The organism is Nocardioides sp., from assembly GCF_047607185.1.
GTDB lineage: Bacteria > Actinomycetota > Actinomycetes > Propionibacteriales > Nocardioidaceae > Nocardioides.
This window is the reverse complement of sequence record NZ_JASGDQ010000146.1, coordinates 22,559-45,251: the sequence shown is the minus strand read 5'-3', so window position 1 is coordinate 45,251 and position 22,693 is coordinate 22,559. Positions and strand designations below refer to the sequence as shown.

Sequence of the window (22,693 nt, the reverse complement as noted above, 5' to 3'; positions counted from 1 at the left end):
GACCGGCTGCCGCGCCGGCGGCGCGACCGTGGGCCGGGCAGCGACCGGGCGGCGCCGGGCGGCGCGCTCGCGCTTGACCATGAGCCGGCAAGCCACCAGCCAGGCGATCAGGACGGCTACCGGAGCGGCGACCCACCACCAGCCGATGCGGTGGGTGGCGGCGACGGCGACGACGGCCAGACCCGCGACCAGGATGGCGAGCAGCACGATCCGGCGACGCCGGGCGGCAACGGCGGCGGCCGAGCGTCGTACCGGCCGAGGCTGCTGCGGGCGCGGAGCCTGCTCCGCCGAGACCGGCTCCGGCGTGGGCTTCACGACCGTCTTCTTGGCCGCCTGCCTCGTCTCACCGGGCTTGACCAGCCGGGTCTTGCGACCGCTGACGGGCTCGCGGCGCGCGAGGACGCGCAGGGTGTGGGAGAACCGGTCGACGGTACGGCTGACCGAGCCCGCCTCGTGGTGCTCGAGCGCCTTCTGGATGCCGTAGATCGCCCACGCAAGGAAGACGGCGACGAAGATCAGCGAGCTCGGGTCCACGCCTCAGAACCTTAGGAGGGCTAGGAGCCCCTCCGGCGAATGTCAATAGGTGTGTCGCGATTTACTCATGTGACTGGCGTGATTGCGACCTAGGTGACCTGGCCGATCAGGCCGCCGGCCGGCTGCTCCTCGGCCGTGACGGCGTAGAGCCGGTGGTCGCGCCAGGCGCCGTCGATGTGGAGGTAGTAGGGGGCGTAGCCGACCTCACGGAGACCCAGCTTCTCGACCACCCGCAGCGAGTTGGAGTTCTCCGGACGGATGGCGACCTCGATGCGGTGCAGCCCGACCGCGAAGCAGTAGTCGATGACCAGCGCGACCGCGCGGGGCATGATGTTCCGGCCGGCGTAGGCGACGTCGATCCAGTAGCCGACCGAGGCGAACAGCGCCGAGCCACGCACCACATTGGAGACCGTCACCTGGCCGACGAAGTGGCCGTCGACCTCGATGGCGAAGGGGTACGACGTCCCCTGCCGGGCGGCCCGGCGCAGCTTGCGGACCAGCGCGGCGAAGGTGGTCGGCCGGGCGTCGCCGCCCGGCGGCACCGTAGCGTCCCAGGGCCGCAGCCAGGCGGCGCTGCGACGGCGTGCCTCGCGCCACTCGCCGGCGTCACGACGAGACAGCGGCCGGACGATGATCTCGTCCGAGATGAGCGTCACCGGCCAGATGGGGCTAATGGTCGCCTCCCGGAGTCGGCCACCGGCGCATCAGTGGTCACTCCCCAGGGCCTGCTCCACGGCGTGCTCGAGCACCGGCCGGAGCACCTCGACCGCGTCCCTGACGCCACCGCTGGATCCGGGCAGGTTGATCACCAGGCAGCTGCCGGCCAGGCCGGCCAGGCCGCGGGAGAGCATCGCGGTCGCCACGCCCTTGGCGAGGCCGGCGGCCCGGATCGCCTCGGCGATGCCCGGCACCTCGCGGTCGAGCAGCGGCCGGGTGACCTCGGGGGTCCGGTCGGTCGGGGTGAGGCCGGTGCCCCCAGTGGTGAGCACCACGCGGGCGCCGGCGGCGACCAGGGAGCCGATCGCGGCACCGACCGGCTCGCCGTCGGGAACCACCACCGGCTCGTCGGTCTCGAAGCCGAGCTCGCGCAGGAAGTCGACCAGGATCGGCCCGGTCCGGTCCTCGTAGACGCCCGCCGCGGCCCGGTTGGAGGCCACCACGACACCGGCTCTCATGGCGGTGCTCACCTCTGCCAGTCGCCGGACTTGCCGCCGGACTTGGCCTCGACGCGGACATCGGTGATGACGGCGCCCTTGTCGACGGCCTTGACCATGTCGACCACCGTCAGCGCGGCGACCGAGACCGCGGTGAGCGCCTCCATCTCGACGCCGGTCCGGTCGGTGGTCCGGACGGTGGCGGAGATCAGTACGGCGTCGTCGGCCACGCTCAGCTCGACGGTGACGCCGGAGATGGCCAGCGGGTGGCACAGCGGGATCAGGTCGGGGGTCCGCTTGGCTCCCATGATCCCGGCGATCCGGGCCACGGCCAGGGCGTCTCCCTTGGGCACGCCCTCGCCGCGCAGCAGCGCGACCACCTCGGCGGAGACCAGCACCCGACCGGACGCGGTGGCCGTCCGCGCGGTCACGTCCTTGGCGGTCACGTCGACCATCCGGGCGGCGCCGGACTCGTCGAGGTGGGTGAGGTCCATCAATCCCCCAGCAGGAGCACGTCGACGCTCGACCCGGCCGCGACGGCGTCGGCCTCGGCCGGGATGTCGACCAGGCAGTTGGCGCCGGCCAGGTCGCCGATCAGGTGAGAGGCGGCGCCGCCGACGGGAGAGACCGAGCCGTCGTCGTACCACCCTCGCAGGAACTGCCGCCGGCCCGGGAACGAGCGCACGTCGTGGGTGAGACGCGCGGTGAGGCTCGGGCGCACCTCCGGACGGATCCCCATCATCCGGCGCAGCGCGGGCAGCACGAAGACGTGGAAGGAGACATAGCAGGAGACCGGGTTGCCGGGCAGGGTGAAGATCGGGATCCGGTCCTCGCCGACCCGGCCGAACCCCTGTGGCCTGCCGGGCTGCATGGCGACCGGCCCGAACCACACCCCGGCCGGCCGCAGCGCCTCCTTCACCACGTCGTAGTCGCCCTGCGAGACGCCGCCGGAGGTGATCACGAGATCGGCGCGGACGAGCTGGTCGTGGAGGGCCTCGAGGAACTTGGGCGGCTCGTCGGGCACGATGCCGACGCGGTAGGCGATCGCGCCGGCGGCCCGCGCGGCGGCGGCGAGCAGATAGGAGTTGCCGTCGTAGATCGAGTCGTGGCCGAGCTGCTGGCCGGGGTCGCGCAGCTCCGACCCCGTGGAGAGTACGACGACCCGCGGCCGTGGCCGCGCCGCGACCGTGGCCCGGCCGATCGCCGCCAGCAGCCCCAGCTGCCGCGCCCCGAGCACGGTGCCCTCGGCCACCACCAGGTCGCCCTCGCGGACGTCGTCGCCGCGTGGCCTGACGTGCTCGCCCACCTCGCTGGGGGCCTGGGTGATGACCACCTGGGCGATGCCCCGGTCGGTCCACTCGTAGGGCACCACGGTGTCGGCGCCGGCGGGCATCGGCGCGCCGGTCATGATCTTGGCGCTGGTGCCGGGGGCGAGCGCCAGCAGGTTGGCCTGGCCGGCGCCGATCTCGCCCACCACCGGCAGGTGCACGGGGGCGTCGGCCGAGGCGGTGGCAACCTCGGCGAAGCGCACGGCGTAGCCGTCGTGGGAGGAGTTGTCGAAGCCGGGCAGCGACACCGCCGCGTGGACGTCCTCCGCGGCGGCGAGGCCGAGGGTGTCCATCAGCGGCTGCTGATAGGCGACCAGCGGCTCGATGTCCGCGAGGATCCGCTCGCGGTAGTCGTCAACGCTCAGCGATGAGTCAGGCACCGGACGACAGTACCGACCCGGGGGCGACCCGGTCCGCACCCTGAGTGCTCAACTCGACGTCGCCGATGATCTGGACGCTGTTGCCGAAGGTCCAGTCCCCGTCCACCTTGAGCGCGGCGGCCTTCTTCAGCGACGGGGAGCCGTCGGGAAAGCGCTTCTCGAACTCGCCGACGACGCGGTAGTAGCCGGCGTCGAGGTCGACGAACGGGACCTCCTCGACGGTCTGGTCGAGCACGAAGCCCGCCGACATGTCGTAGACGTCGGAGCGCAGCACCAGCAGGTCGTTGGTGGTCTTCACCGGGATGAACCGGTCGCGGCCGACCTCGACCAGCGTGGAGTCGGGGAAGACCTCGATCGCCGCCCCCATCGCGGTCTCGATCTGGACGACCTCCGGCGAGCTCGGGTCGGCCGGGTCGACGGTCTTGACATTGCGGATCAGCGGCAGGCCGAGGATGCCGCCGCGGGCGTCGAGCGCGTCGCGCATGGCACGCAGGTCGAACCAGAGGTTGTTGGTCGACATATAGCGGTGCCGGTCGAGGTCCTGCAGCGCGTCCTGGTCCTCGGGCAGGGTCTGCGCGGTCTCGCGCAGGATCAGCCGGCCGTCGCTCTTGCGGCGGGCGAAGTGGCCGCCCTTGCGGTCGGAGGGGGTACGGCGGACCGCCTCGATCGCGAACGGCGCGCCACCGGCGGCGAACCAGCCCGCCACGGTCGGGGTCGGCACCGCGCCGAGGTTGTCGGAGTTGGAGACGAAGGCGCGGTCGTAGCCCTGCTCGATCAGCTGGTCGAGCAGCCCCGAGCCGCGCAGCGCGGTGTAGATGTCGCCGTGGCCGGGCGGACACCACTCCTGATCGGGGTCCCTCTCCCAGCTCACCGGGGTGAGGCCGGCCAGCAACAGCTTCGGCTCACGGTTCTGGAGGAACTCCAGCGGCAGACCGGCGACCGGCAGCTCCTGGTAGCGGGCCAGCGCGGCGAGGCTGTCGCCGGAGGTGCGGAAAGAGTTCATGAGCAGCAGCGGCAGCGGGGCGTCGTACTCCTTGCGGAGGTGGATGATCTGCCGCGCGATGATGTCGAGGAAGGACAGCCCCTTGCGCACGCACAGCAGCGACTTGGCGCGGTCCATGCCCATCGAGGTGCCCAGGCCGCCGTTGAGCTTGATGACGACGGTCTTGCGCAGCGCCTCGACGGCGGCGTCGGGATCGACCTCGACGTCGGCGAGCCGCGGCATGTCGACCGGGTCGATGACGCTCTCGGGGATCATCCCCGTCTCGCCGTGTTCGATGAGTCGGTAGTAGTGGGCGAAGGTCTCGATCGCCACCTCGTCCACGTCCGCCGCTCGCATCTTCGCGACGGCGGCTTGCAGCCCTGCGCTAGCCATAGGGTCGATCGTAGGCTGACCGGATGGCCGACCCGCAATCCTCCCTCGCGAAGCTCGCGGCCCGCGACCAGTTGCTGGCCGCTCGGCGGCGGCGAGGCCTGGCGGAGGTGGGCGAGGCGGCCACCGCCATCGCCACCCAGCTGCTGGCCACACCGGAGGTACGCCGGGCCGCGACCGTGGCGGCGTACGTCTCCGTCGGCAACGAGCCGGGGACCTCCGCGCTGCTCGACGGGCTCCGGGCCCAGGGCAAGCGGGTCATCCTGCCGGTGCTGCTGCCGTCGAACGACCTGGACTGGGCGGTCTACGACGGCTCGCTGGTCGGCGCGCGGCGGGGGCTGCTGGAGCCGGCGGGCCCGACCCTGGGAGTCGACGCGATCGCCACCGCCGACCTGGTGCTGGTGCCCGGGCTCGCGGTCTCGGCGGCCGGGGCGCGGCTGGGGCGCGGCGGCGGCTCCTACGACCGGGCGCTGGCCCGGGTGCCACCGGGCACACCAGTATGGGTGCTGCTCTACACCGCCGAGGTGGGGGTCGAGGTGCCGGTCGAGCCGCACGACCGACCGGTCACCGGGGCGGTCAGCCCGGGGGGAATCGCGCGATTCGCGTAGGCGTTGGCTAGGATTAGCAGTCGCAAACGTCGAGTGCTAAAAGGTTGCGCGAGACCTACTGGCGCAACCGCTAACGCCAGAGGAGTGATCGTGCCGACCTACCAGTACGCCTGCACCGAGTGCGGCCACGCCTTCGAGCAGTTCCAGAGCTTCTCCGAGGACGCTCTGACCGTCTGTCCCGAGTGCCAGGGCAAGCTGCGCAAGGTCTACAACGCCGTCGGCGTCGTCTTCAAGGGCTCGGGCTTCTACCGCACCGACAGCCGTGGCTCCACGGACACCGCGTCCACGACCTCCGCCGGATCCACCACGTCGTCCTCCTCGTCCTCGGAGTCCTCCGGCTCGTCCGGCTCGTCCGGCTCCTCCTCCTCGTCCTCGGAGTCCTCCGGCTCCTCGGCCACCTCCACGGCCGCCGCCTCCTCCGCCGACTGACCCGGGAGCGGCCTGTGGATGAGCAGGTGCGGCGACCCGGGATCCGTCCTACCGTCGTGGGGTGCTCTCTCGGGTCCTCCTTCGCATCCGCCGGCGGCTGCTCTCGCATCGGCGGGTGTTGGCCGCGCTGCTGACCGGTCTCGCCGTGCTCGCCGCGCTGCGAGCGCTCTCGCCGGGCGCGCCGGCGAGCGTCGAGCTGACCGTGGCGGCGCGGGATCTGCCGGCCGGGGTCACGCTCGGCGCCGGCGACCTGACCACCGTTTCGGTGCCGGCGTCGCTGGTGCCCGACGGCGCCACCGCCGAGCCTGCCGGTGAGACGCTGGCGGCCCCGCTACGGCGCGGCGAGCCGGTGACCGACGCCCGGCTGGTCGGCGCCGCGCTGGCGGCTGAGCCCGGGCAGGTCGCGGTGCCGGTCAGGCTGCCCGACGCCGAGATGGCGGCGCTGCTCGACCCCGGCGACCGGATCGACCTGCTGGCCGTCGACCCGTCCGCAAACGGCCCCGCCGGGGCAGCACAGGTCGCCACCGGCGTGCTCGTGCTCGCCGTGCCCGACTCAGCTCACAGCGAAACTGCCGTCACGTCCGGGCTCCAGGGCCGTTTAGTGATCATCGGAGTCGCCGAGGAATTGGTCGACGACGTGACGAACGCGGCGGTGCGGTCCTTCCTCACCTTCGCCTTCGCTCGATAGTGTCAGAACGTCTCGGTGGGACCCTCCGGCGGATTCCACAACGGAAAACAGGAGTGAGTAATGGACGGATTCAAGAAGTTTCTGCTCCGCGGCAACCTGGTCGACATCGCCGTCGGTCTGATCATGGCCACGGCGTTCGCCAAGGTCGTCGACACCTTCGTCAACTGGCTGACCGCGCAGCTGCCCGACTCGGCCCAAGAAGTCTTCGGCAACGTTCAGAACAGTTTCGGCGCGTTCCTCAACGCGATCGTCTCGTTCGTGATCATCGCGGCGGTCGTCTACTTCCTGATCGTGACGCCCTACACCAAGGCGAAGGAGCGGTACTTCCCCGACCCCGAGCCCGGCGCCACCGAGCTCGACGTGCTCAAGGAGATCCGCGACTCGCTGGCCACCAAGGCCTGACCGACTCGACCCAATAGCGCCGGCTCACCCCAAGGTGGGTCGGCGCTGTTGCCTTCGCGGGTTGTGACGGATGCGTGGTGCCAGAGGTCACTCTCTGGTCACGAGGCCGGCCTCAGGAGCCGTGGTGTGGCGGCACCTGAGCCCTGAGCCAGGCATCACCGCCCCGATCCTCCGATCGCGTCTCGTCGCGGTCGTCGCCGGTCGACTCGGGCAGTACGTCGCCGAAGATCCGTGCCAGCCGGCGCTTGCGCTGCCAGTCGGGCTCGGCTCCCGGCGAGGTCATGCGCACAGCCCGGCGTACTCCAAGGCGGCCTGCTCCTCCTCGGAGTAGCCGCTGGCCCCCTCCGACGGGGTCGCGGCCGCGGTGCCCGACTCGCTCTCCGACGGGGTGGCGCTCTCCGACGGGGTCGCGGTGGCGGAACTGCTCACACCCGGCACATTGCCGGCGTTGATGGCGTTCTCGGTGAGCTCCTCGGAGAGCGGCTGGTCGTTGAGGATCTTCTTCCACACGACCGCCGCGTCGGAGGTCCACTCGACGCGGCCAGGCTGACTCGTGGAGCCCACGGACGGGATGGTGAAGAACTGGATGTTGTCCAGGCCGATGTTCTTCAGCTGCAGCGCGATGCCGGCCATGGCATCGGCGTCGAACCCCTCGTTGGTGGTCAGCGACTTGGTGGCGGCGTTGAGGAACTTCCAGACCTTCACCGGGTTGGTGAGCGTGCTCGCGGACATGACCTGGCTGATCATCGCGCTGACGAACGCCTGCTGCCGCTTGATCCGCTGGGTGTCGGAGTTGTCGCTGACGCCGTGGCGGACGCGGACGTAGGCGAGCGCCTGCTTGCCGCTGAGCTTGCGGGTGCCGGCCTTGAGGTAGATGCCGTACTCGGTGGAGTCGATGTCCTCGGGGATGCAGACCTCGACGCCGCCGATCGCGTCGACCATGCTCTTGAAGCTGGCGAAGTTGACCACGACGAAGTCGTCGACCGGGATGTCGGTGTTCTGCTCGAACTGGGCGATGGTGCAGGCCGCACCGCCCACGGAGTACGCCGCGTTCCACATCGCCAGCGAGCTGCCGGCGTGGGTCTCGCCGTCGTCGTCGATGCACTCGGGCCGCGAGACCAGCGAGTCGCGCGGGATGGAGATGCCGTAGGCCCGGGTCCGGTCGGCCGAGATGTGGATCAGGATCGTGGTGTCGGAGCCGCCCGCGCCGCTGATGCCGTCGATATTGCAGCCGTCGCAGTCGCGGCCGTCGTAGCCCATGACGAGGATGTTGAGGGCGCCGTCGGGCCCGGCCGGCACGACGTGCTTGGGTCGGGTGATGGTGATCTGCTCGGTGACGTCGATCTGGGTGATGTTGTTGTTGAGGTGGCGGTAGCCGTAGACCACCGACAGCCCCGAGAGGATCGCCAGCACGCCCAGAGTGGAGAGCAGCACCTTCGCGACGGTGTGCCGCTTGCGCGTCTTGGCGCGGCGACGACCGCCCCGCGGAGGCCGGGGCTCGGCACGCCGTACGACGCCGGACTCCGCTGCCGACGGCGCGCCGACGCGGGCAGGGGTCTGCTCGACGTCTGTCATGGGGTGCCTCGTGTGCTCGGGTGTCGGATCTGCCGGGGAAATGTAGCCGGACACGACAAGTGTCGACGCCGTTGCTGTGAACCCCAAAATGACCGCACCCGCGTCGCGGTGCCAAGATGGGCCGTCCGCCCCGGTAGCTCAGTGGATAGAGCAGCCGCCTCCTAAGCGAAAGGTCGCGAGTTCGACTCTCGCCCGGGGCACCACACCAGCAGAGCAGCCGACTCCCCCCACGGCGAAAGGTCGCGAGTTCGACTCTCGCCCGGGGCACCACACTCCCCCGGCGGGCGGGATAGCCTCAGCGCACCTCGAACCGCAGCCCCGCCTCCTGCAGCCGGGCCAGCAGGCTCTCGCCCATCGCCGTCGCGGTGGTGACCTGACCGCTGGTCGGCGGGTTGTCGTCGAAGGCCAGGCACATCGCCGACTCGCCGAGCATCCTCGCGGTCTCGGTGTAGCCCGGGTCGCCGCCGGAGACCCGGGTACGCACCGTCCGCGAGCCGGTGGTGGCAAGGAAGTCGACGGTGAACCACGACCTGGCGCGGCGCTCCTCCGAGGGCCCCTCACCCGGTGTCAGCCGTCGGCCGATCCGCTCCCGCAGCGGACCCACCTGGGCGGCGACCGCCACCGCGCCGACCAGACCAGCCCCGCCCACGGCGTACCTCAGCGTCTTGGTGCCGGCGAAGTGGGAGTAGCTGAACGAGGGCCCGTACGACGCCAGCGCGGCCCCGCTGCGCGCCACCACCGCCGGGTCGATGGTGGGCAGCGGCAGCAGCCAGTAGCCGAGCTCGGCGTCACGACCGGGCCGGCCGGCCACCGCCCGCGACCGACGCCCGGCAGGCGTGGGCTCCAGCCGGCGGCGGGCGCGGGCGGCCTCGGCGAGCTGACGCCCCCGGGAGAGCTGACCGAGCGCGGAGTGGAGGGTGCCGCCGGAGAAGCTGCCGCCGACCCGGACCACGCCGCGGATGGCGAGCGGCTCGGTGACCGGCTCGAGCTGCTTGACGGTGAAGTAGGCGCCGAGATCGTGCGGGACCGAGTCGAAGCCGCAGGCGTGGACCAGCCGGGCGCCGCTGCGCACCGCTGTCGCGTGGTGGGCGACGTACATCCGGTCGACGAACTCCGGCTCGCCGGTCAGGTCGAGGTAGTCGGTGCCGGCGTCGGCACAGGCGCGCACCACCGGCTCGCCGTAGGCCAGGTAGGGCCCGACGGTGGAGACCAGCACTCGGGTGCGGGCGGCGAGGTCGGCCAGCGAGCCGGCGTCGGTGATGTCGGCGGCCAGCACCGGGGCGTCGAGGCCCAGTGCCGCCAACCGCTCCGGGGAGCGGCCCGCCACGGCCCACCGGGCGCCGGCAGGAAGGTGAGTCGCGAGGTAGTCGGCGGTGAGCGAGCCGGTGAACCCGGTGGCGCCGAGCAGCACGATGTCGAAGTCGCGGTCGTTCGTCATGGGGCAAATCTGCCATTCCGCTGCGCGCCGACACTCGATGCCACCAGAATCCTCGCTCGTGGGAGAGGGAGCCTCTATCCGGGTGTTCCTGGTCGACGACCACGAGATCGTCCGTACCGGTGTGAAGGCGTTGCTGGAGGCCGAGGACGACATCGAGGTCGTCGGCGAGGCCGGCACCGCCAGCGACGCCGTGGCGCGGATCCTCGAGGTCCGGCCGGATGTCTGCGTGCTCGACGTCAGCCTGCCCGACGGCTCCGGCATCGACGTGTGCCGCGAGGTGCGGGCGGCCGACCCGGGCATCAAGGCGCTGATCCTGACGACGTACGACGACGACAGCGCCATCTCGCAGGCGATCCTGGCCGGCGCCTCCGGCTACGTCCTCAAGCAGATCGAGTCCGGCTCGCTGGTCAGCGGGGTGCGGCTGATCGCCAGCGGCCACAGCCTCATCGACCCCACCGTGACCGCCCGTGTCGTGGAGCAGGTGCAGTTCCACCGCCGGGCGGCCGACCTGATCAGCGACCTCACGCCACGACAGTCCCGGATCCTCTACCTGATCGCCGAGGGGATGACCAACCGGGAGATCGCCGAGGAGCTCGTCGTGGCGGAGAAGACGGTGAAGAACCACATCACCGGCCTGCTCGCACGGCTCGGCGTGCAGCACCGGACGCAGGCCGCCGTACTCGCTCTCAAGCTGCGCGGGGACGTCGACGACATGGCCGTGCCGACACCCCGCACCAGCACCTCGACGGGTCCCGCGAGCCGCTGACCGGGCCCGGTCCGGATCACCGGGAGACGCCGCCGCAACCGACGGCGCCGTACCATGCCCCACGTGTCGAGCATTCCGGCCGATGAGGTCCTTCCGGAGAAGCTGCCGGATGGGACCCCCGACGGGCCTGTGGAGCGCGCCCGGGCACGATACGGCTTCGTCGCCGGCATCTGGCTGCTGGTGCTGGCCTTCGCGGCGGTGGCGGTCGTGTGGTCCCAGCACGTCGACGTCGGCTTCAAGGACCCCGGCGGCCGGATGCTGCGCGGCAAGCTCGCCACCGCGGCGGTCGGGCTGGTCATCGCGTTGGCGATCGACGTGGCCTGGCGGAGCTGGCGGACCGGCAGCCTGCGGGCGACGCTGCGGCAACGGCTCTGCGTCGAGCGGCTCACGCTGCTGGTGACCGGGCTGCTGGCCTACCACCTGGTCTACTTCTGCTACCGCAACCTCAAGAGCTGGGACGCCTTCAACACCCCCCGCGACGACTGGCTGCTGCGGCTGGACCGCGACCTGTTCGGGCAGAGCCCGGCGGTGCTGCTGCACGACCTACTCGGACGGGACGAGGCGGCCTACGTCCTGATGGTCGTCTACAAGTCCTTCACCTACCTGGTGCCGATCTCGCTGATCGGCGCGCTGGTCCTCTCCGACACCATCAAGCGCGGCTATGTCTTCCTGGCGGCGGCGATGTGGACCTGGGTGCTCGGCACCGCCAGCTACTACCTGATCCCCAGCCTGGGGCCGTTCGCGAGCGCACCGGAGGAGTTCGCCGGGCTGCCGCACACCCCGATCACCGACACCTGGGCGGAGTACCTCCAGCAGCGCCAGGACTTCCTCGCCGACCCGCAGGCGCCCGACTCCTTCGTCAGCATCTCGGCCTTCGCCAGCCTGCACACCGGCTTCACCTGCCTGGTGGTGCTGATGGCGTTCTACTACGGCCACCGGCGGCTCGGCACGGTGCTGGCGCTCTACCTGGTCGCCATCATGGTCTCCACCGTCTACTGGGGCTGGCACTTCACCCTCGACGACGTCGGCGGCATCGTCCTCGCGGCCGCCGCGGTCGGCCTCGGCCACCTCACCGTCCGCCGGCTGCGATGACGGCGGTGCTGCAGGAGGCCCGGCCCACGACCGAGTCGCGGGTCCGGCTGCTGCGGCCGGTCCTCACCACCCTGCTGGTGGCCGGCGCGCTCCACGTCGGCTGGGTGCTGCTGCTCGCCAACAGCGGCGGGGATATCGCGGCGCAGGACGCCTGGGCGGAGTTCGCCCGGACGCATCCGGGCAGCGCCTACAACTTCTCCTGGTACGGCGGAATGCACACCGCCTCCTACAGCCTGGTCAGCCCCTTCGTGATGGCCGCCATCGGGGTGCGCACCACGATGGTGCTGGCCGGCACGCTCTCGGCGGGGCTGCTGTCGCTGCTGCTGGTGCGCACCGGCGCGGTCTCGCGGCCGATGGTGGCGAGCCTGGTCGGCGCGGTCTCGCTGCTGGGCAACGCCGTCTCGGGGCGGGTCACCTTCGGGCTCGGGCTGGCCTTCGGCCTCGGCGCCCTCGCCGTCGTCTTCGCCTGGCCCGACCGCCTCCGCGCCGCCGAGCCGCGCTACCGGCTGCCACGTGGGGCGCTGGCAGCGCTGCTGGCGGCACTGGCGACCGCCAGCTCGCCGGTGGCGGGCCTCTTCCTCGGCATCGCGGCGGCCGGGCTGTGGCTGGGGCACCGGCACTCGGCGGCGTACGCTCTCGGGCTGCCGCCGGTCGCCGTGGTCGGGCTCAGCACGCTGGCCTTCCCGTTCTCCGGCCACCAGCCGATCCACTGGAACTCGGTGGTGCTGCCGGTGCTGCTCGGCGTCGTCGTGGCGCTGACCGCGCCCCGGGCCTGGCGGACGGTGCGGCTCGGCGCGGTGGTGTACGCCGCCGGCGTGGTGCTCACCTGGCTGGTGCCGTCCCCGATCGGCACCAATGTCGGCCGGCTGGCACTGATCTTCGGCGGCGTGCTGCTGGTCGCCATCCTCACCTCCGGCGGCCGGCGCCGCACCCGGGCGGTCACGCTCGTGCTGGCGCTGCTGACCTCCGGCAGCTGGCAGGTCGCCACCGCCGCCCGCGACGTGGTCACCACGGCGCCGGACGCCGCCTGGTCGGCCGACCTGGGCGCGCTGGTGCGACAGCTGCGACAGCGCGACGCCGGCCAGGGCCGGGTCGAGGTGGTGCCGCCCAAGAGCCACCGCGACGCGGCCGCGCTGGCGCCGTACTTCAACCTGGCCCGAGGCTGGAACCGGCAGACCGACGCCGAGCGCAACCCGCTCTTCTACGACAGCGACGTGCCGCTCACCGCCGACTCCTACCGGACCTGGCTGGACCGCTGGGCGGTCCACTATGTGGTGCTCTCCCCCGGCAGGCCGGACGACGCCGCGGTCGAGGAGGCCGCCCTGGTCTCCGGCGGCCTGCCCTACCTGACACCGGTCTGGTCGAACGCGAGCTGGCAGCTCTACGAGGTCACCGACCCCACCCCGATCGTCGCGCCACCGGCCCGGGTGCTCACCCTCGGCGACGACGAGGTCACCCTCGAGATCCCGAGCGCCGGCTCGGTGCTGGTCCGGATCCCCGCCTCGCCGTGGCTGACCCTCGTCGACGCCGCCGGCGACCCGCTCCCCATCGAGCGCGGCTGTCTCTCGGTCCGGGCCGATCCCGGCCCGCCCGAGGACGACTGGGTGGTGGTCGTCGCCCCCAGCGCCGGCGTCTACCGGATCACCGCCCCCTACTCGCTGCGTCGGGGCACGCCCTGCCCCGACGACGGCTGACCACGATAGGGTCTGCCGCGAGCCGTTGGGACTGGTTGGATTCTGGGTCGCCGCAGGTCAGCCCGCTGGTGCTCCGAGGGCCGGGAACGCGATCTGGCCGAATCGGGAACGTGGTCGTGTTCTTCGTGATCGCGTCCTTCGTGCGGAGACCGCGAACACCGGGAGACGGCGCTCGCACCGAGCCTCGCCAGCCAGAACGCATCCACGAAAGCGTGTGCCCGTACGGGAACACACCGCGATACACTGGGGTCATGCTCAACAAATTCCTCGCCACCACCGAGGCCGTAGCCGAGACGGTGCAGACACAGCGTCTGGCCAACGGCTGGTCCCAGGCTGAACTGGCAGCGAAGGCCGGAGTTGGGCGCCGGTTCGTGGTCGACCTGGAGGCAGGTCACCCGCGAGCCGAGTTGGCCAAGGTGCTCTCCGTTCTCGACGCACTCGGCGTCCACGCCCTCGCGCTTCCCTCCGAGCCGGTCCCGCATGACCTCGACGCCGTAGACCTCGACGCCGTGGTGGAGCGCTTTGCGTGACCTGTACGCGTTCGTCGGCCGCGACCTGCTCGGCGTCTTCCACGAGACCGCCGACGGTGCGGTGTTCGAGTACACCGACTCGTCCCGGACGACCCCGCTCTCGCTGTCGCTCCCGCGTGGCCGCGCTTCGAGCCCTCAGGCGGGCATCAACTACCTCGACAACCTGCTGCCCGACCGGGCCGACGTCCGCGCACGGTGGGCACGCGACCGAAGCCTGACCTCCTCCGACACGTTCACACTGGCTTCCGCCTACGGCGAGGACGTCGCCGGCGCGGTGACCCTCACACCCGACCCGGACCGCCCTCGAACGACCACCGGGCCGCTCATCGAGGCGACCGAGGACGACATCGCCTCACGGATCGCTTCGATCCGCCAAGACGACACCAGTTGGATCGACCCCCGGGTCAAGCCGCGTATGTCCCTGGCAGGCGCGCAAGGGAAGTTCTCCCTCTCCCGGATCGGCGACCGCTGGTACTGGCCCAGCTACGACCGGCCCTCCACCCACATTCTCAAACCGCCCTCACCCAAGCACCGCAACATCGAGACCTTCGAGGTCCTCGGCCTCGAACTCGCCCGCCGCGTCGGAGTCGAAGCCGCCACCTCGCACCGCATGACCTGGCTCGGGCAATCCTGCTTCGTGGTCGAGCGATTCGACCGCGACGCGAACGGGCAGCGCATCCCCGCCGAGGACATCAACCAGGCGCTCGGCCGACCGGTCGCTGCGAAGTATGCAGCCACAGCACCCGAGGTCGGTCGGCTCATGGCCGCCCACGGCAGCGAGCGGCGGTTCGTGCGCCAACTGGCGTTCAACGTCGCGTTGGGCAACGGCGACGCCCACGCGAAGAACTACTCGTTCCTCCTCGCAGGAGACCGTGCGGTCCTCGCGCCCATCTACGACACCGTGCCGACGATCCTGTACCCGACATACAACAGCGACTTCTCGATGCCGATCGGCAACGCCTGCCGCCCCGGCGACCTGAACGAGAGGAACTGGCGCCGGTTCGCCGACGACGCCGGACTCGACCCCGACATGGTGTGCGAGGAAGCGTTCGCGATCACGACCAAGGTCGCCGAACGCTACGAGAACCTGTTCAGCAAGGCCGGGCTCGACCCGTCCCGGATGAAGACCATCCAGACGCACGTGCGGGTGCTGCGCCGCAGCCTCCCCTCGCCAACGGCCACGGGCCCGTCGTCGACCAGTCTCGTCGCTCCAAGCGGGAACCCGTACAACTCGGTCCGATCCACTACCCGCAGACGCACTGCAAGCGGAGATGAGTGCGGCCGCCCGACCGCCAGTGGCGGCGCATGCCGACGACGCGGACACTGCCCCTACCACCGGTAGGAGCGTCAGGTTGACGGGCTCAATGCCGGTGGCCGCGCAGGGCTCTCCGGTGAGCCGAACATGAAGCCATCCTCGGTCACCTACTACGCAGCGGCACGCGTCTTCGCGGCCACCGGCCGCATCGAAGCCGCCGCACGAGCCATCGGCTTCACCTCACTCGAGTCCGCCGACGCGGCTACAGGCGCGCTCCGATAATCTGCACGCTACCGGGCACTGACCAGCCCGGTGGGTCTGAACGAGCAGTCACGGCGTCATCTCAGAGCGGTCATCGGCATCGCTCCGGGTTTCATCCAACTTCTCCACCAGTCCCCGGGCCGTTAGCTCAGTTGGCAGAGCACCGGACTTTTAATCCGAGGGTCGTCGGTTCGAGCCCGACACGGCCTACCACGAGCGGTGGCTTCGCGACTGAGAACGCGGCTGTCGGCAAAGGGCCAGCCTGTGGGAGGAGGTCTCGCTGGCGGACACCGGGGCGGGCCGGTCCGGATAGTCCCGGGGTCCTATCCCGGCTCACCCGATCGGATGATCGACAGGTGGGTCCTGGGTCCCTACCGTTCTGGCTATGACCGGAGCTCCGGGGTCCGGCGCGGATGGCCCCGCTCCGGATCTCTTCGACGACTGGCTCGCGCACCGCGACGGCCCCGAGCCGGCCGAGGTGTCCAGCGTGGTCCCTCCCCGCTGGGCGCCGAAGGTGAGCGCGCCCAGTCACGTCGAGGCGCCCCTCGAGGAGGTCTCCGCCACCGAGGAGGTCCCGCCGGCCGAGGAGCCCTCCCCGGCGCCGACAGCTCTGGCGCCGACTGCCGAAGCCCCGACTGCCGAAGCCCCGGCCGCCGAGGCACCGGCCACAGTGGGACCGGTGAGCCATGGCGAGCCGCCGTACCCCCTCAAGGTGGTCTTCAAGCCGCGCACCCGGATGCGCGCCGCGATCGGCGTCGTCGCCGCCCTGGCAGTCGTCTGCGCGGCCGGCGCGAGCCTGCTCGCCTGGCACGACCGCAGCGAGACCACCCTCGGCATCGCGCTGACGATGTGGCTGCTGGCCGGCATCATCTGGGCGGTCCACTCCGGCACCAGCGTCACCCGGATGACGGTACGCGGCGGCCAGCTCGACGTGCTGTGGCATGGCACCAAGCTGACCTTCGACCTGACCAGCAGCTACACGCCGGTCGAGGTGCACGGCAGGCCCGGCCGCTCCAGCTGGAAGGTGGTCTTCCGGCGTGGCGGGATGAGCCCGTTCGTGATCGACGGCACCATGGTCGACCCGCACGAGTTCATGGAGGTGCTCCGCTACTACCGGCCCTCGATCGACGCCGCCTGATCCTCAGAACGTGTTCTCAGGCCGGGGTGTGGGCTCCGCGCTCGCCGGCGTCGGTGAGCCGAGCCTCCTCGGCGGCGGTCTCCTCCAGTTCTTTGCGGCGCGCCTCCTCGTCAGCGGCGTCGTAGGCCCCCGGCGACGAGACCAGGTTGTTGGCGCCACCCTGACGCTCCAGGGCCAGCCGGGCGAAGATCTGCTGGGTGGTCGTCGTACGCTCCGACCGGCCCCGGCCCAGGAACGAGACGAACCAGTGGAGCACCGCGGTGAGGCGGTTCTTGAAGCCGGTGATGTAGAAGAGGTGGACGGCGAGCCACATCAGCCAGGCCAGGAAACCGGACAGCTTGATGTTGCCAACGGCGGCTACGGCCTTGAAGCGGGTGATGGTCGCCATCGAGCCCTTGTCGAAGTACTTGAACGGACCCTGGGAGGGCTTGCCCTTGAGCCGGCGGTCGATCTCCTTCGCGGCGTACTTCGCGCCCTGGATGGCGACCTGCGCGACACCGGGGAGGTGGTCGAGGTTGATCATGTCGCCGACGACGAACACCTCGGGGTGTCCCGGCAGGGTGAGGTCGGGGTTGACGGCGATCCGGCCGGCCCGGTCGAGCGGGGCGCCGGTCTGCTCCGAGAGGGTCTTGGTGAGCTCGGAGGCCTGTACGCCGGCCGCCCAGATCTTGGTGACAGTCTCGACCCGCTCGACGCGGCCGTCCTTGAACTTCCACTCCAGGCCACGCTCGTCGACGTCGGTGACCAGCGCGCCGAGCACGACCTCGACGCCGAGCTTCTCCAGCGCGATCTTGGCCTTCTCCCCCAGCTTGGTGCCGAAGGGCGGCAGCACCTGCGGGGCGCCGTCGACCAGGATGATCCGGGCGTGCTCGGTCTTGATGTTCTTGAAGTCACGCTTGAGGGTGCGCTTGGCCAGCTCGGCGATCTGGCCGGCCAGCTCCACGCCGGTCGGGCCGGCGCCGACCACGACGAAGGTGAGCAGGTGGTCGACCGGGTCGCCGCGCTCGGCCGCGAGCTCGGCGAGCTCGAAGGAGCCGAAGATGCGACCGCGCAGCTCGAGGGCGTCGTCGATGCTCTTCATGCCGGGCGCGAACTCGGCGAACTGGTCGTTGCCGAAGTAGGACTGGCCGGCGCCGGCGGCGACGATGAGCGAGTCGTAGCCGAGCGTCGTGGGCCGGCCGAGGAGCTGGGAGGTGACCAGTCGCCTCTCCAGGTCGATCTCGGTGACCTCGCCCATCAGCACGGTGGCGTTCTCCTGCTTGTGCAGGATCTCGCGGGTCGGCGGCGCGATCTCGCCCTGGGACAGGATGCCGGTGGCGACCTGGTAGAGCAGCGGCTGGAACAGGTGGTGTGTCGTCTTGGCCACCATGGTGACGTCGACGTCCGCGTGGCGGAGCGCCTTGGTCCCGAACAGTCCTCCGAAGCCTGAGCCGATCACCACGACCCGATGCCGCTGCGTCATTACGCCGCACCTCTCCCTGTTGCCCAAGAACCCACTCTTGGAACGTTCAACCTATTGTCGCCCCCGGCTGCCGCTCGCCTCAACGTGGGTCATCGTCGCTCTCCTCACATCACCCGGGCCTCACCACCACCAGGCTTGGTTTAGGGGTCGGTACCCTGGGGTATAACCCGTCGGAACGCCCCGTCACCAATGCCCATCCGGAGTTCGACAGTGCCGCTCAGCAGGCCGGCCCTCACCCTCGGTCTCGGTCCGAGGGGGGTGCAGGACGCCCGACGCTGGGTCGTCCGCATCTGCCGCGAGATCGGCCGCGAGGATCTGAGCGAGTGCGCCGAGCTGGGCGTCTCGGAGCTGGTCTCCAATGCGCTGCTGCACGGTGCCGACCCGATCCAGGTGCGGGTGCGGGGCACCCGCGAGCACCCGCGTGTCGAGGTGCGCGACGCCTCGGTGGAGCAGCCACTGCTGCCGGCGCCGCTGGCGATGGACCACGACGACGAGCTGCTGCTGACCTTCGGGCGGGGCCTGTCGATCGTCTCGCGGGCGGCCGCGGCCTGGGGCGCCGAGATCGAGGCCGACGGCAAGGTGGTGTGGTTCGAGCCTGCGCTCGACATCACCGACGACGGCGTGCCCGGCATCCTCACCGTGCTCGCTCCCGTCGAGGAGCACGAGATCGACGACCCCGTCGACGTGGTGATCCTCGGGGTGCCCTTGCAGCTCTACGTCGGCTTCCAGTCGCACTTCCGCGAGCTGCGTCGCGAGGTGCGGCTGCTCGCCCTGGCGCACGCCGCCGACTACCCCCTGGCCGACGACCTCTCCGATCTGTTCACCGCCCTGGAGCTGGAGCTGCGCGACGGCATCGGCCTGACCGAGTTCGTCGAGGCGCCGCTGGAGGGGTCGACCACCGCCGACTTCACGGTGCGGATGCCGCGCCACGCCGCCGCCACGCTGCAGCACTTCCTGGAGCTGCTCGACCTCGCCGACGAGTTCTGCCGCGACGAGCGGCTGCTCTCACTGGCGCGCACCCCGGAGCAGCGCGACTTCCAGCGGTGGTTCCTCGGGGAGTACATCCGCCAGGCCGCCGGCCAGGAGCCGATGCGCTGGACCGGCCGCGGGTCGGTCCGCGACAAGCTCGCCTGACCTCACCCCCAGCCGAGCTGATGCAGCTTGGCCTCGTCGATGCCGAAGTGGTGGGCCAGCTCGTGGACCACGGTGATCCGGACCTCGTCGACGAGTTGCTCCTCGGTCTCGCAGAAGTCGAGCAGCGGGCCGCGGAAGACGAGAATCCGGGCTGGCAGGTCGCCGCCGTACATGTCGTGGACCAGTCCCCGGCCGTCGTACAGGCCGAGCAGGTCGTCGGGCTCCCCCGCCGGCGGCTCCTCCTCGACCAGTACGACGAGGTTGCTGACCAGTCGCGCGAGCTCGTCGGGGATCGCGTCGAGGGCGTCGTCGACGAGCTCGTCGAACCGCTCGGGCGAGACGTCGATCGGCACGGGCCCAGCCTACGGACCTACGGCAGCCGGTTGCCCTCCGCGATGCCCGCTCCGATGCCGAAAGTCGTCATGCCGCAACCACCCATCGCGCCGGCCGGTCGATTCCCACAGCGCGCCCGCCGCTCCCCGCAGAACAAGGAAGGCGAGGTGGCTCACCTTGGTGAACCGCCTCGTCTCTCGCCTCCGGCGACCCCGACGGGACTCGAACCCGCGGCCTCCGCCGTGACAGGGCGGCGCGCTAACCAACTGCGCTACGGGGCCATCTCGCTCCAGTTGCCCGGAGCGAGGGAACTCTAGCCCAACCGCTCACCGGAATCCCAATCCGCGCCGCCGCCGGTGCGCTCGACTCATGACTCGGGTGGATGACGCAAGCACGGATCAATCACCTGTCACGCTCCGAAGAGTGACTCCGTGCCGACCAGCAGGACATCTACCCCGTACCCCCAACGCGACAGTTCTCAAACCCTCCGCAGGTACTCCATGCGGTGCATTCACGCAGGTCATGGGCCTATTCGCGTGCGACGCGGCTGCCCTCCGAGGGGCCAGGAAACCCTCCTCCCGGCAGGCTCGTGCGCGAAATCGGGACAATTCAAACCCGGCTGACACTTGCCCAAGTCGACGACCTGCTCGCTCGCCACTCAGCGGGAGAGAGCAAGGACGAGTTGGCCGACCGCTTCGGCATCCACCCCGCGACAGTCAACAAGCACCTGCGCCGCAGGTTGGGCCCACGGAGAACCGTGCTGACACCAACTCAAGTAGCTCAGGCCCAGCGCCTCGACTCGGGCGGCTTGGCGAAAACCGAGATCGCCCGGCGGCTGGGTGTCAGTCCTCGAACGATCGGTAGGGCCCTCGCGTCCTAGGCTGGCCGCCCGGAGAGGGCGCCGACGACGCCTCGCCTTCACCCCCGAATCCCCTTCGACAACAACGCCGCCGAGCGCGAGATCCGGATGAGAATGCTCCGCCAGAAAATATCGGGGACCATGCGGACCGTGACCGGGCCGAACACGGACTCACCCACTTCGACGCCCCTCACCAAACTCGCCGCCGGCAGCCCTTGGCTGCCCGAACACATCATCGCGTTCTGCCGAGCCTGCTGACCAGTTACGTGCGGGCTAGATCCGTCTCGGTCGCAGACTCCTCGACCTTGATTCCGCTCGGCAACAGATCCCCGTACTGCTCGCGGATGTGGCTTAGTCCTTCTTCGAGGCTCGGGTCGTGTTCCAGGTTGCTGGTCATGAAGCGCAGCCGTCCGCGGTTCTCGTCGATGATGTCACGCCACTTCCGAACGTAGACCCGGACGCGAGGCCGTCCGTTCTTGGCTTCGGGTGACAGCACGAGTCCTTCGGCTCGGGTGCCCTCGCTGAAGCGATTCTCGACCACTTGATCGTAGCCCGTGCCGACGAGGATGAAGTCCCAGGTCGCCTTCTCCGAGGCGAAGGCGGCGTTCTGTAGCACCGTGTTGGCGTAGTCCTCAACCTGATCCAGTTCCTTTCGCCCGAGCGTGATCTCGGGCGCTTTGAGTTCGACCACCAGGTGTCTCGTGATGTCGAACTCCTGCATCTTCACTGCGAGGTGCAGGTCGAGTCGGCCACCCTTGCCGTCCCATCGGGTGACGGGCTCAACGCCTTTGGTCGGGAGTCCTTCGAGCTTGAGGTGGGTGCGCAGCATCTCGGTCAGGCCACGCTCGCTGCTCATGAGGTGGTACGCCTCGCCGAACACCCACAGTTCGCGTTCGAGCATCGGGTGAAGGTGGTCGCGCTCTTTGATGGTGTCCGCGCCCTCGGGCGGGAAGATGAGGCGCTCCAACCCTGCCAGGAACTTGTTGCGGCTGGTCACCACATTTGCCGCCTTGATAATCGCGGGCAGCGTCGTCTCGCCGAGCAGCTTGGTCAGGGTGTCGCGGTCGGTCTGGTTGAGTGCTGCTACCTCGTGGAAGATCGTGGCGAGGTTCTCCGGGTCTTGCCGGACGGCAGTCTGCAACAGGTTCAGCACAACCTTGGTGGAGTCCTTACTCCGGCCGGTGAGCTGACCAGCCAGCGCGCCAGAGACAATGTCGAAGACGGCGCGTTCCGCCTTTTCCGTCTCGGTGGCGGCTTCTCCCTCGTAGGGATAGACCTTGTCCTTCTTCCACTTGTCGAGTTGCTCCTTGCGGCGCTCACGGCGGCGGTTCGTGAAGTGCTGGTGGATGCCCTCGCGGGCCGCAGTCCACAGGGCGCCGACAGCGCCGCCTGCCATGTCGCCCAGACCTATGACGGACAGCGCATCGTGGTCCAGGCCGTCCCATGTCACATAGGCGGAGTACTGGAACTGCGGCTCAACGTCCTTGGCTGACTCCTCATGAACGAAGTGCTCGGCGTCCTGGCCGTAGTAGATGGCGCGGTGCTTGCCACCCTTCCACTCGATGATCTGGAGGCTCGCCTGGTGCGTGCCTCCGTCCTCGTCGGTGAACGGCAGGTCGACCGTGTCACTGCGCACGATTTGGTCGTCTGGATCGAGCGTGCTGCCGTTGTACGAGATCGACAGGCCTGACTCGTTGAGGAGTGCGGGTGCGAAGTGCGACAGCAGGACGGCCAGCGAGCCCTCGGCCTCAAGGGCACCGAGCGACTTCTGGCTCTCGTTGAGGGCGTTGACGACTGTGCCGGTAGCATGATCCGACGTTGGCTGAGCGTCCCATTGGAAGACATGCCGGTGGTCGGTGCTGCCTTTGACCTCGATGCGCTGCAGGACACCGGCTGTGTCCACGCTGTGGCTGACCCAGGAGACGCGGTTACCGAGCGCGAAGGCACGGAGACGTCCCTCGCCACGCTCACCGTGGAGCCCGCGCTTGCCGTTCTTGGTCTTAGATGCCAGGCGCTTCCAGGAACCGCCGATGCGTCCGAAGGTGGACTCCAACTCATCGCGGTCGATGCCGTGGCCATCGTCGGTGACGACGGTCTTCGTGATCGCGTCGAACTCGTCGTGTTCCAGTTCGACGGTCACTGTCGTTGCCTCAGCGTCGATAGCGTTCCAGATGAGTTCGACCACGGCCCGCACCGGGTCGTTCTCATGGGCGAGCCGTTCAACGTGATCGTCGTCAGCGGTCAGGTGCAACTCGGCCATA

At 70.1% G+C, this 22,693-nt stretch carries 24 protein-coding genes and 3 tRNA genes; 14 read left to right on the top strand and 13 right to left on the bottom strand.

Features of this window, described 5'->3' with window-relative positions:
- From QM595_RS18000 to QM595_RS17975, 6 genes are all read right to left on the bottom strand, one after another.
- Window positions 1–534 (bottom strand): hypothetical protein (locus QM595_RS18000; RefSeq protein WP_415172953.1); only part of this gene is annotated, 534 nt, incomplete at its 3' end.
- Window positions 535–623: 89 nt separating this feature from the next.
- Entirely contained in the window at window positions 624–1,190 is a 567-nt protein-coding gene (locus QM595_RS17995) for a GNAT family N-acetyltransferase (protein ID WP_415172952.1), read from the bottom strand.
- Between the two features lie 48 nt (window positions 1,191–1,238).
- Window positions 1,239–1,709 (bottom strand): MogA/MoaB family molybdenum cofactor biosynthesis protein, encoded by a 471-nt coding sequence (locus QM595_RS17990; protein WP_415172951.1) that lies wholly within the window; start codon window positions 1,707–1,709, stop codon window positions 1,239–1,241.
- A gap of 8 nt (window positions 1,710–1,717) precedes the next feature.
- Window positions 1,718–2,182 carry a cyclic pyranopterin monophosphate synthase MoaC gene (moaC, locus tag QM595_RS17985; RefSeq protein ID WP_415172950.1) on the bottom strand — a complete coding sequence of 155 codons (465 nt, stop codon included), beginning with the start codon at window positions 2,180–2,182 and terminating at the stop codon, window positions 1,718–1,720.
- On the bottom strand, window positions 2,182–3,396 hold the full coding sequence (gene glp, locus QM595_RS17980) for a gephyrin-like molybdotransferase Glp (RefSeq protein ID WP_415172949.1): 1,215 nt from the start codon (window positions 3,394–3,396) through the stop codon (window positions 2,182–2,184). The genes moaC and glp overlap by 1 nt, the downstream gene beginning before the upstream one ends.
- On the bottom strand, window positions 3,389–4,771 hold the full coding sequence (locus QM595_RS17975; RefSeq protein ID WP_415172948.1) for a UTP--glucose-1-phosphate uridylyltransferase: 1,383 nt from the start codon (window positions 4,769–4,771) through the stop codon (window positions 3,389–3,391). The genes glp and QM595_RS17975 overlap by 8 nt, the downstream gene beginning before the upstream one ends.
- A 23-nt stretch (window positions 4,772–4,794) precedes the next feature.
- Between QM595_RS17975 and QM595_RS17970 the strand changes: the two genes are divergently transcribed.
- The 4 genes from QM595_RS17970 to QM595_RS17955 all read left to right on the top strand — a co-directional run bounded on the left by QM595_RS17970 (window position 4,795) and on the right by QM595_RS17955 (window position 6,895).
- On the top strand, window positions 4,795–5,376 hold the full coding sequence (locus QM595_RS17970) for a 5-formyltetrahydrofolate cyclo-ligase (RefSeq protein ID WP_415172947.1): 582 nt from the start codon (window positions 4,795–4,797) through the stop codon (window positions 5,374–5,376).
- A gap of 90 nt (window positions 5,377–5,466) precedes the next feature.
- The gene (locus QM595_RS17965) at window positions 5,467–5,805 is read left to right on the top strand and encodes an FmdB family zinc ribbon protein (RefSeq protein ID WP_415172946.1); all 339 of its coding nucleotides are present in this window, start codon (window positions 5,467–5,469) and stop codon (window positions 5,803–5,805) included.
- Window positions 5,806–5,866: 61 nt separating this feature from the next.
- Window positions 5,867–6,493 (top strand): SAF domain-containing protein, encoded by a 627-nt coding sequence (locus QM595_RS17960; protein WP_415172945.1) that lies wholly within the window; start codon window positions 5,867–5,869, stop codon window positions 6,491–6,493.
- A 60-nt stretch (window positions 6,494–6,553) separates the two neighbouring features.
- A complete protein-coding gene (locus QM595_RS17955; RefSeq protein WP_415172944.1) occupies window positions 6,554–6,895 on the top strand; it encodes an MscL family protein in 342 nt (113 codons plus the stop codon).
- 112 nt (window positions 6,896–7,007) lie between these two features.
- Here QM595_RS17955 and QM595_RS17950 read toward each other — a convergent pair whose 3' ends face one another.
- Window positions 7,008–7,178, bottom strand: coding sequence for a hypothetical protein (locus QM595_RS17950; protein WP_415172943.1), 171 nt, complete (start codon window positions 7,176–7,178; stop codon window positions 7,008–7,010).
- Complete coding sequence (locus QM595_RS17945; RefSeq protein ID WP_415172942.1) at window positions 7,175–8,470, bottom strand: LCP family protein; 1,296 nt, start codon at window positions 8,468–8,470, stop codon at window positions 7,175–7,177. Before QM595_RS17945 ends, QM595_RS17950 begins: the two co-directional genes overlap by 4 nt.
- Window positions 8,471–8,597: 127 nt before the next feature.
- On the opposite strand from QM595_RS17945, the gene QM595_RS17940 reads away from it, so the two are divergent.
- Window positions 8,598–8,673: transfer RNA gene (locus QM595_RS17940), tRNA-Arg, on the top strand.
- Between the two features lie 92 nt (window positions 8,674–8,765).
- Here the strand turns inward: QM595_RS17940 and QM595_RS17935 are convergent.
- Window positions 8,766–9,908, bottom strand: a complete 1,143-nt coding sequence (locus tag QM595_RS17935) for a saccharopine dehydrogenase family protein (protein ID WP_415172941.1) — start codon at window positions 9,906–9,908, stop codon at window positions 8,766–8,768.
- Between the two features lie 58 nt (window positions 9,909–9,966).
- Between QM595_RS17935 and QM595_RS17930 the strand changes: the two genes are divergently transcribed.
- The 7 genes from QM595_RS17930 (at window position 9,967) to QM595_RS17900 (ending at window position 16,644) form a co-directional block, all read left to right on the top strand.
- Entirely contained in the window at window positions 9,967–10,674 is a 708-nt protein-coding gene (locus tag QM595_RS17930; RefSeq protein ID WP_415172940.1) for a response regulator, read from the top strand.
- 63 nt (window positions 10,675–10,737) lie between these two features.
- Window positions 10,738–11,766 carry a phosphatase PAP2 family protein gene (locus QM595_RS17925; protein WP_415172939.1) on the top strand — a complete coding sequence of 343 codons (1,029 nt, stop codon included), beginning with the start codon at window positions 10,738–10,740 and terminating at the stop codon, window positions 11,764–11,766.
- Window positions 11,763–13,460, top strand: coding sequence for an MFS transporter (locus tag QM595_RS17920; protein WP_415172938.1), 1,698 nt, complete (start codon window positions 11,763–11,765; stop codon window positions 13,458–13,460). The genes QM595_RS17925 and QM595_RS17920 overlap by 4 nt, the downstream gene beginning before the upstream one ends.
- 251 nt (window positions 13,461–13,711) lie before the next feature.
- On the top strand, window positions 13,712–13,990 hold the full coding sequence (locus QM595_RS17915; RefSeq protein WP_415172937.1) for a helix-turn-helix domain-containing protein: 279 nt from the start codon (window positions 13,712–13,714) through the stop codon (window positions 13,988–13,990).
- Entirely contained in the window at window positions 13,983–15,332 is a 1,350-nt protein-coding gene (locus QM595_RS17910) for a HipA domain-containing protein (RefSeq protein ID WP_415172936.1), read from the top strand. Before QM595_RS17915 ends, QM595_RS17910 begins: the two co-directional genes overlap by 8 nt.
- A 311-nt stretch (window positions 15,333–15,643) precedes the next feature.
- A tRNA-Lys gene (locus tag QM595_RS17905) sits at window positions 15,644–15,719 on the top strand.
- 172 nt (window positions 15,720–15,891) lie between these two features.
- A complete protein-coding gene (locus tag QM595_RS17900) occupies window positions 15,892–16,644 on the top strand; it encodes a hypothetical protein (RefSeq protein ID WP_415172935.1) in 753 nt (250 codons plus the stop codon).
- A 16-nt stretch (window positions 16,645–16,660) separates the two neighbouring features.
- On the opposite strand, the gene QM595_RS17895 is transcribed toward QM595_RS17900, so the two are convergent.
- Window positions 16,661–18,106 (bottom strand): NAD(P)/FAD-dependent oxidoreductase, encoded by a 1,446-nt coding sequence (locus QM595_RS17895; RefSeq protein WP_415172934.1) that lies wholly within the window; start codon window positions 18,104–18,106, stop codon window positions 16,661–16,663.
- A 210-nt stretch (window positions 18,107–18,316) separates the two neighbouring features.
- Between QM595_RS17895 and QM595_RS17890 the strand changes: the two genes are divergently transcribed.
- Window positions 18,317–19,240, top strand: a complete 924-nt coding sequence (locus QM595_RS17890; RefSeq protein ID WP_415172933.1) for an ATP-binding protein — start codon at window positions 18,317–18,319, stop codon at window positions 19,238–19,240.
- A 2-nt stretch (window positions 19,241–19,242) separates the two neighbouring features.
- On the opposite strand, the gene QM595_RS17885 is transcribed toward QM595_RS17890, so the two are convergent.
- Window positions 19,243–19,593: a metallopeptidase family protein gene (locus QM595_RS17885; protein ID WP_415172932.1), complete on the bottom strand. Its 351-nt coding sequence runs from the start codon at window positions 19,591–19,593 to the stop codon at window positions 19,243–19,245.
- A 187-nt stretch (window positions 19,594–19,780) separates the two neighbouring features.
- Window positions 19,781–19,854: transfer RNA gene (locus tag QM595_RS17880), tRNA-Asp, on the bottom strand.
- A 647-nt stretch (window positions 19,855–20,501) separates the two neighbouring features.
- Between QM595_RS17880 and QM595_RS17875 the strand changes: the two genes are divergently transcribed.
- Window positions 20,502–20,690 (top strand): IS66 family transposase, encoded by a 189-nt coding sequence (locus QM595_RS17875; RefSeq protein WP_415172955.1) that lies wholly within the window; start codon window positions 20,502–20,504, stop codon window positions 20,688–20,690.
- A 4-nt stretch (window positions 20,691–20,694) separates the two neighbouring features.
- Here the strand turns inward: QM595_RS17875 and QM595_RS17870 are convergent, their stop codons facing one another.
- On the bottom strand, window positions 20,695–22,692 hold the full coding sequence (locus tag QM595_RS17870; RefSeq protein WP_415172931.1) for an ATP-binding protein: 1,998 nt from the start codon (window positions 22,690–22,692) through the stop codon (window positions 20,695–20,697).
- Window position 22,693 lies beyond the last annotated feature (1 nt).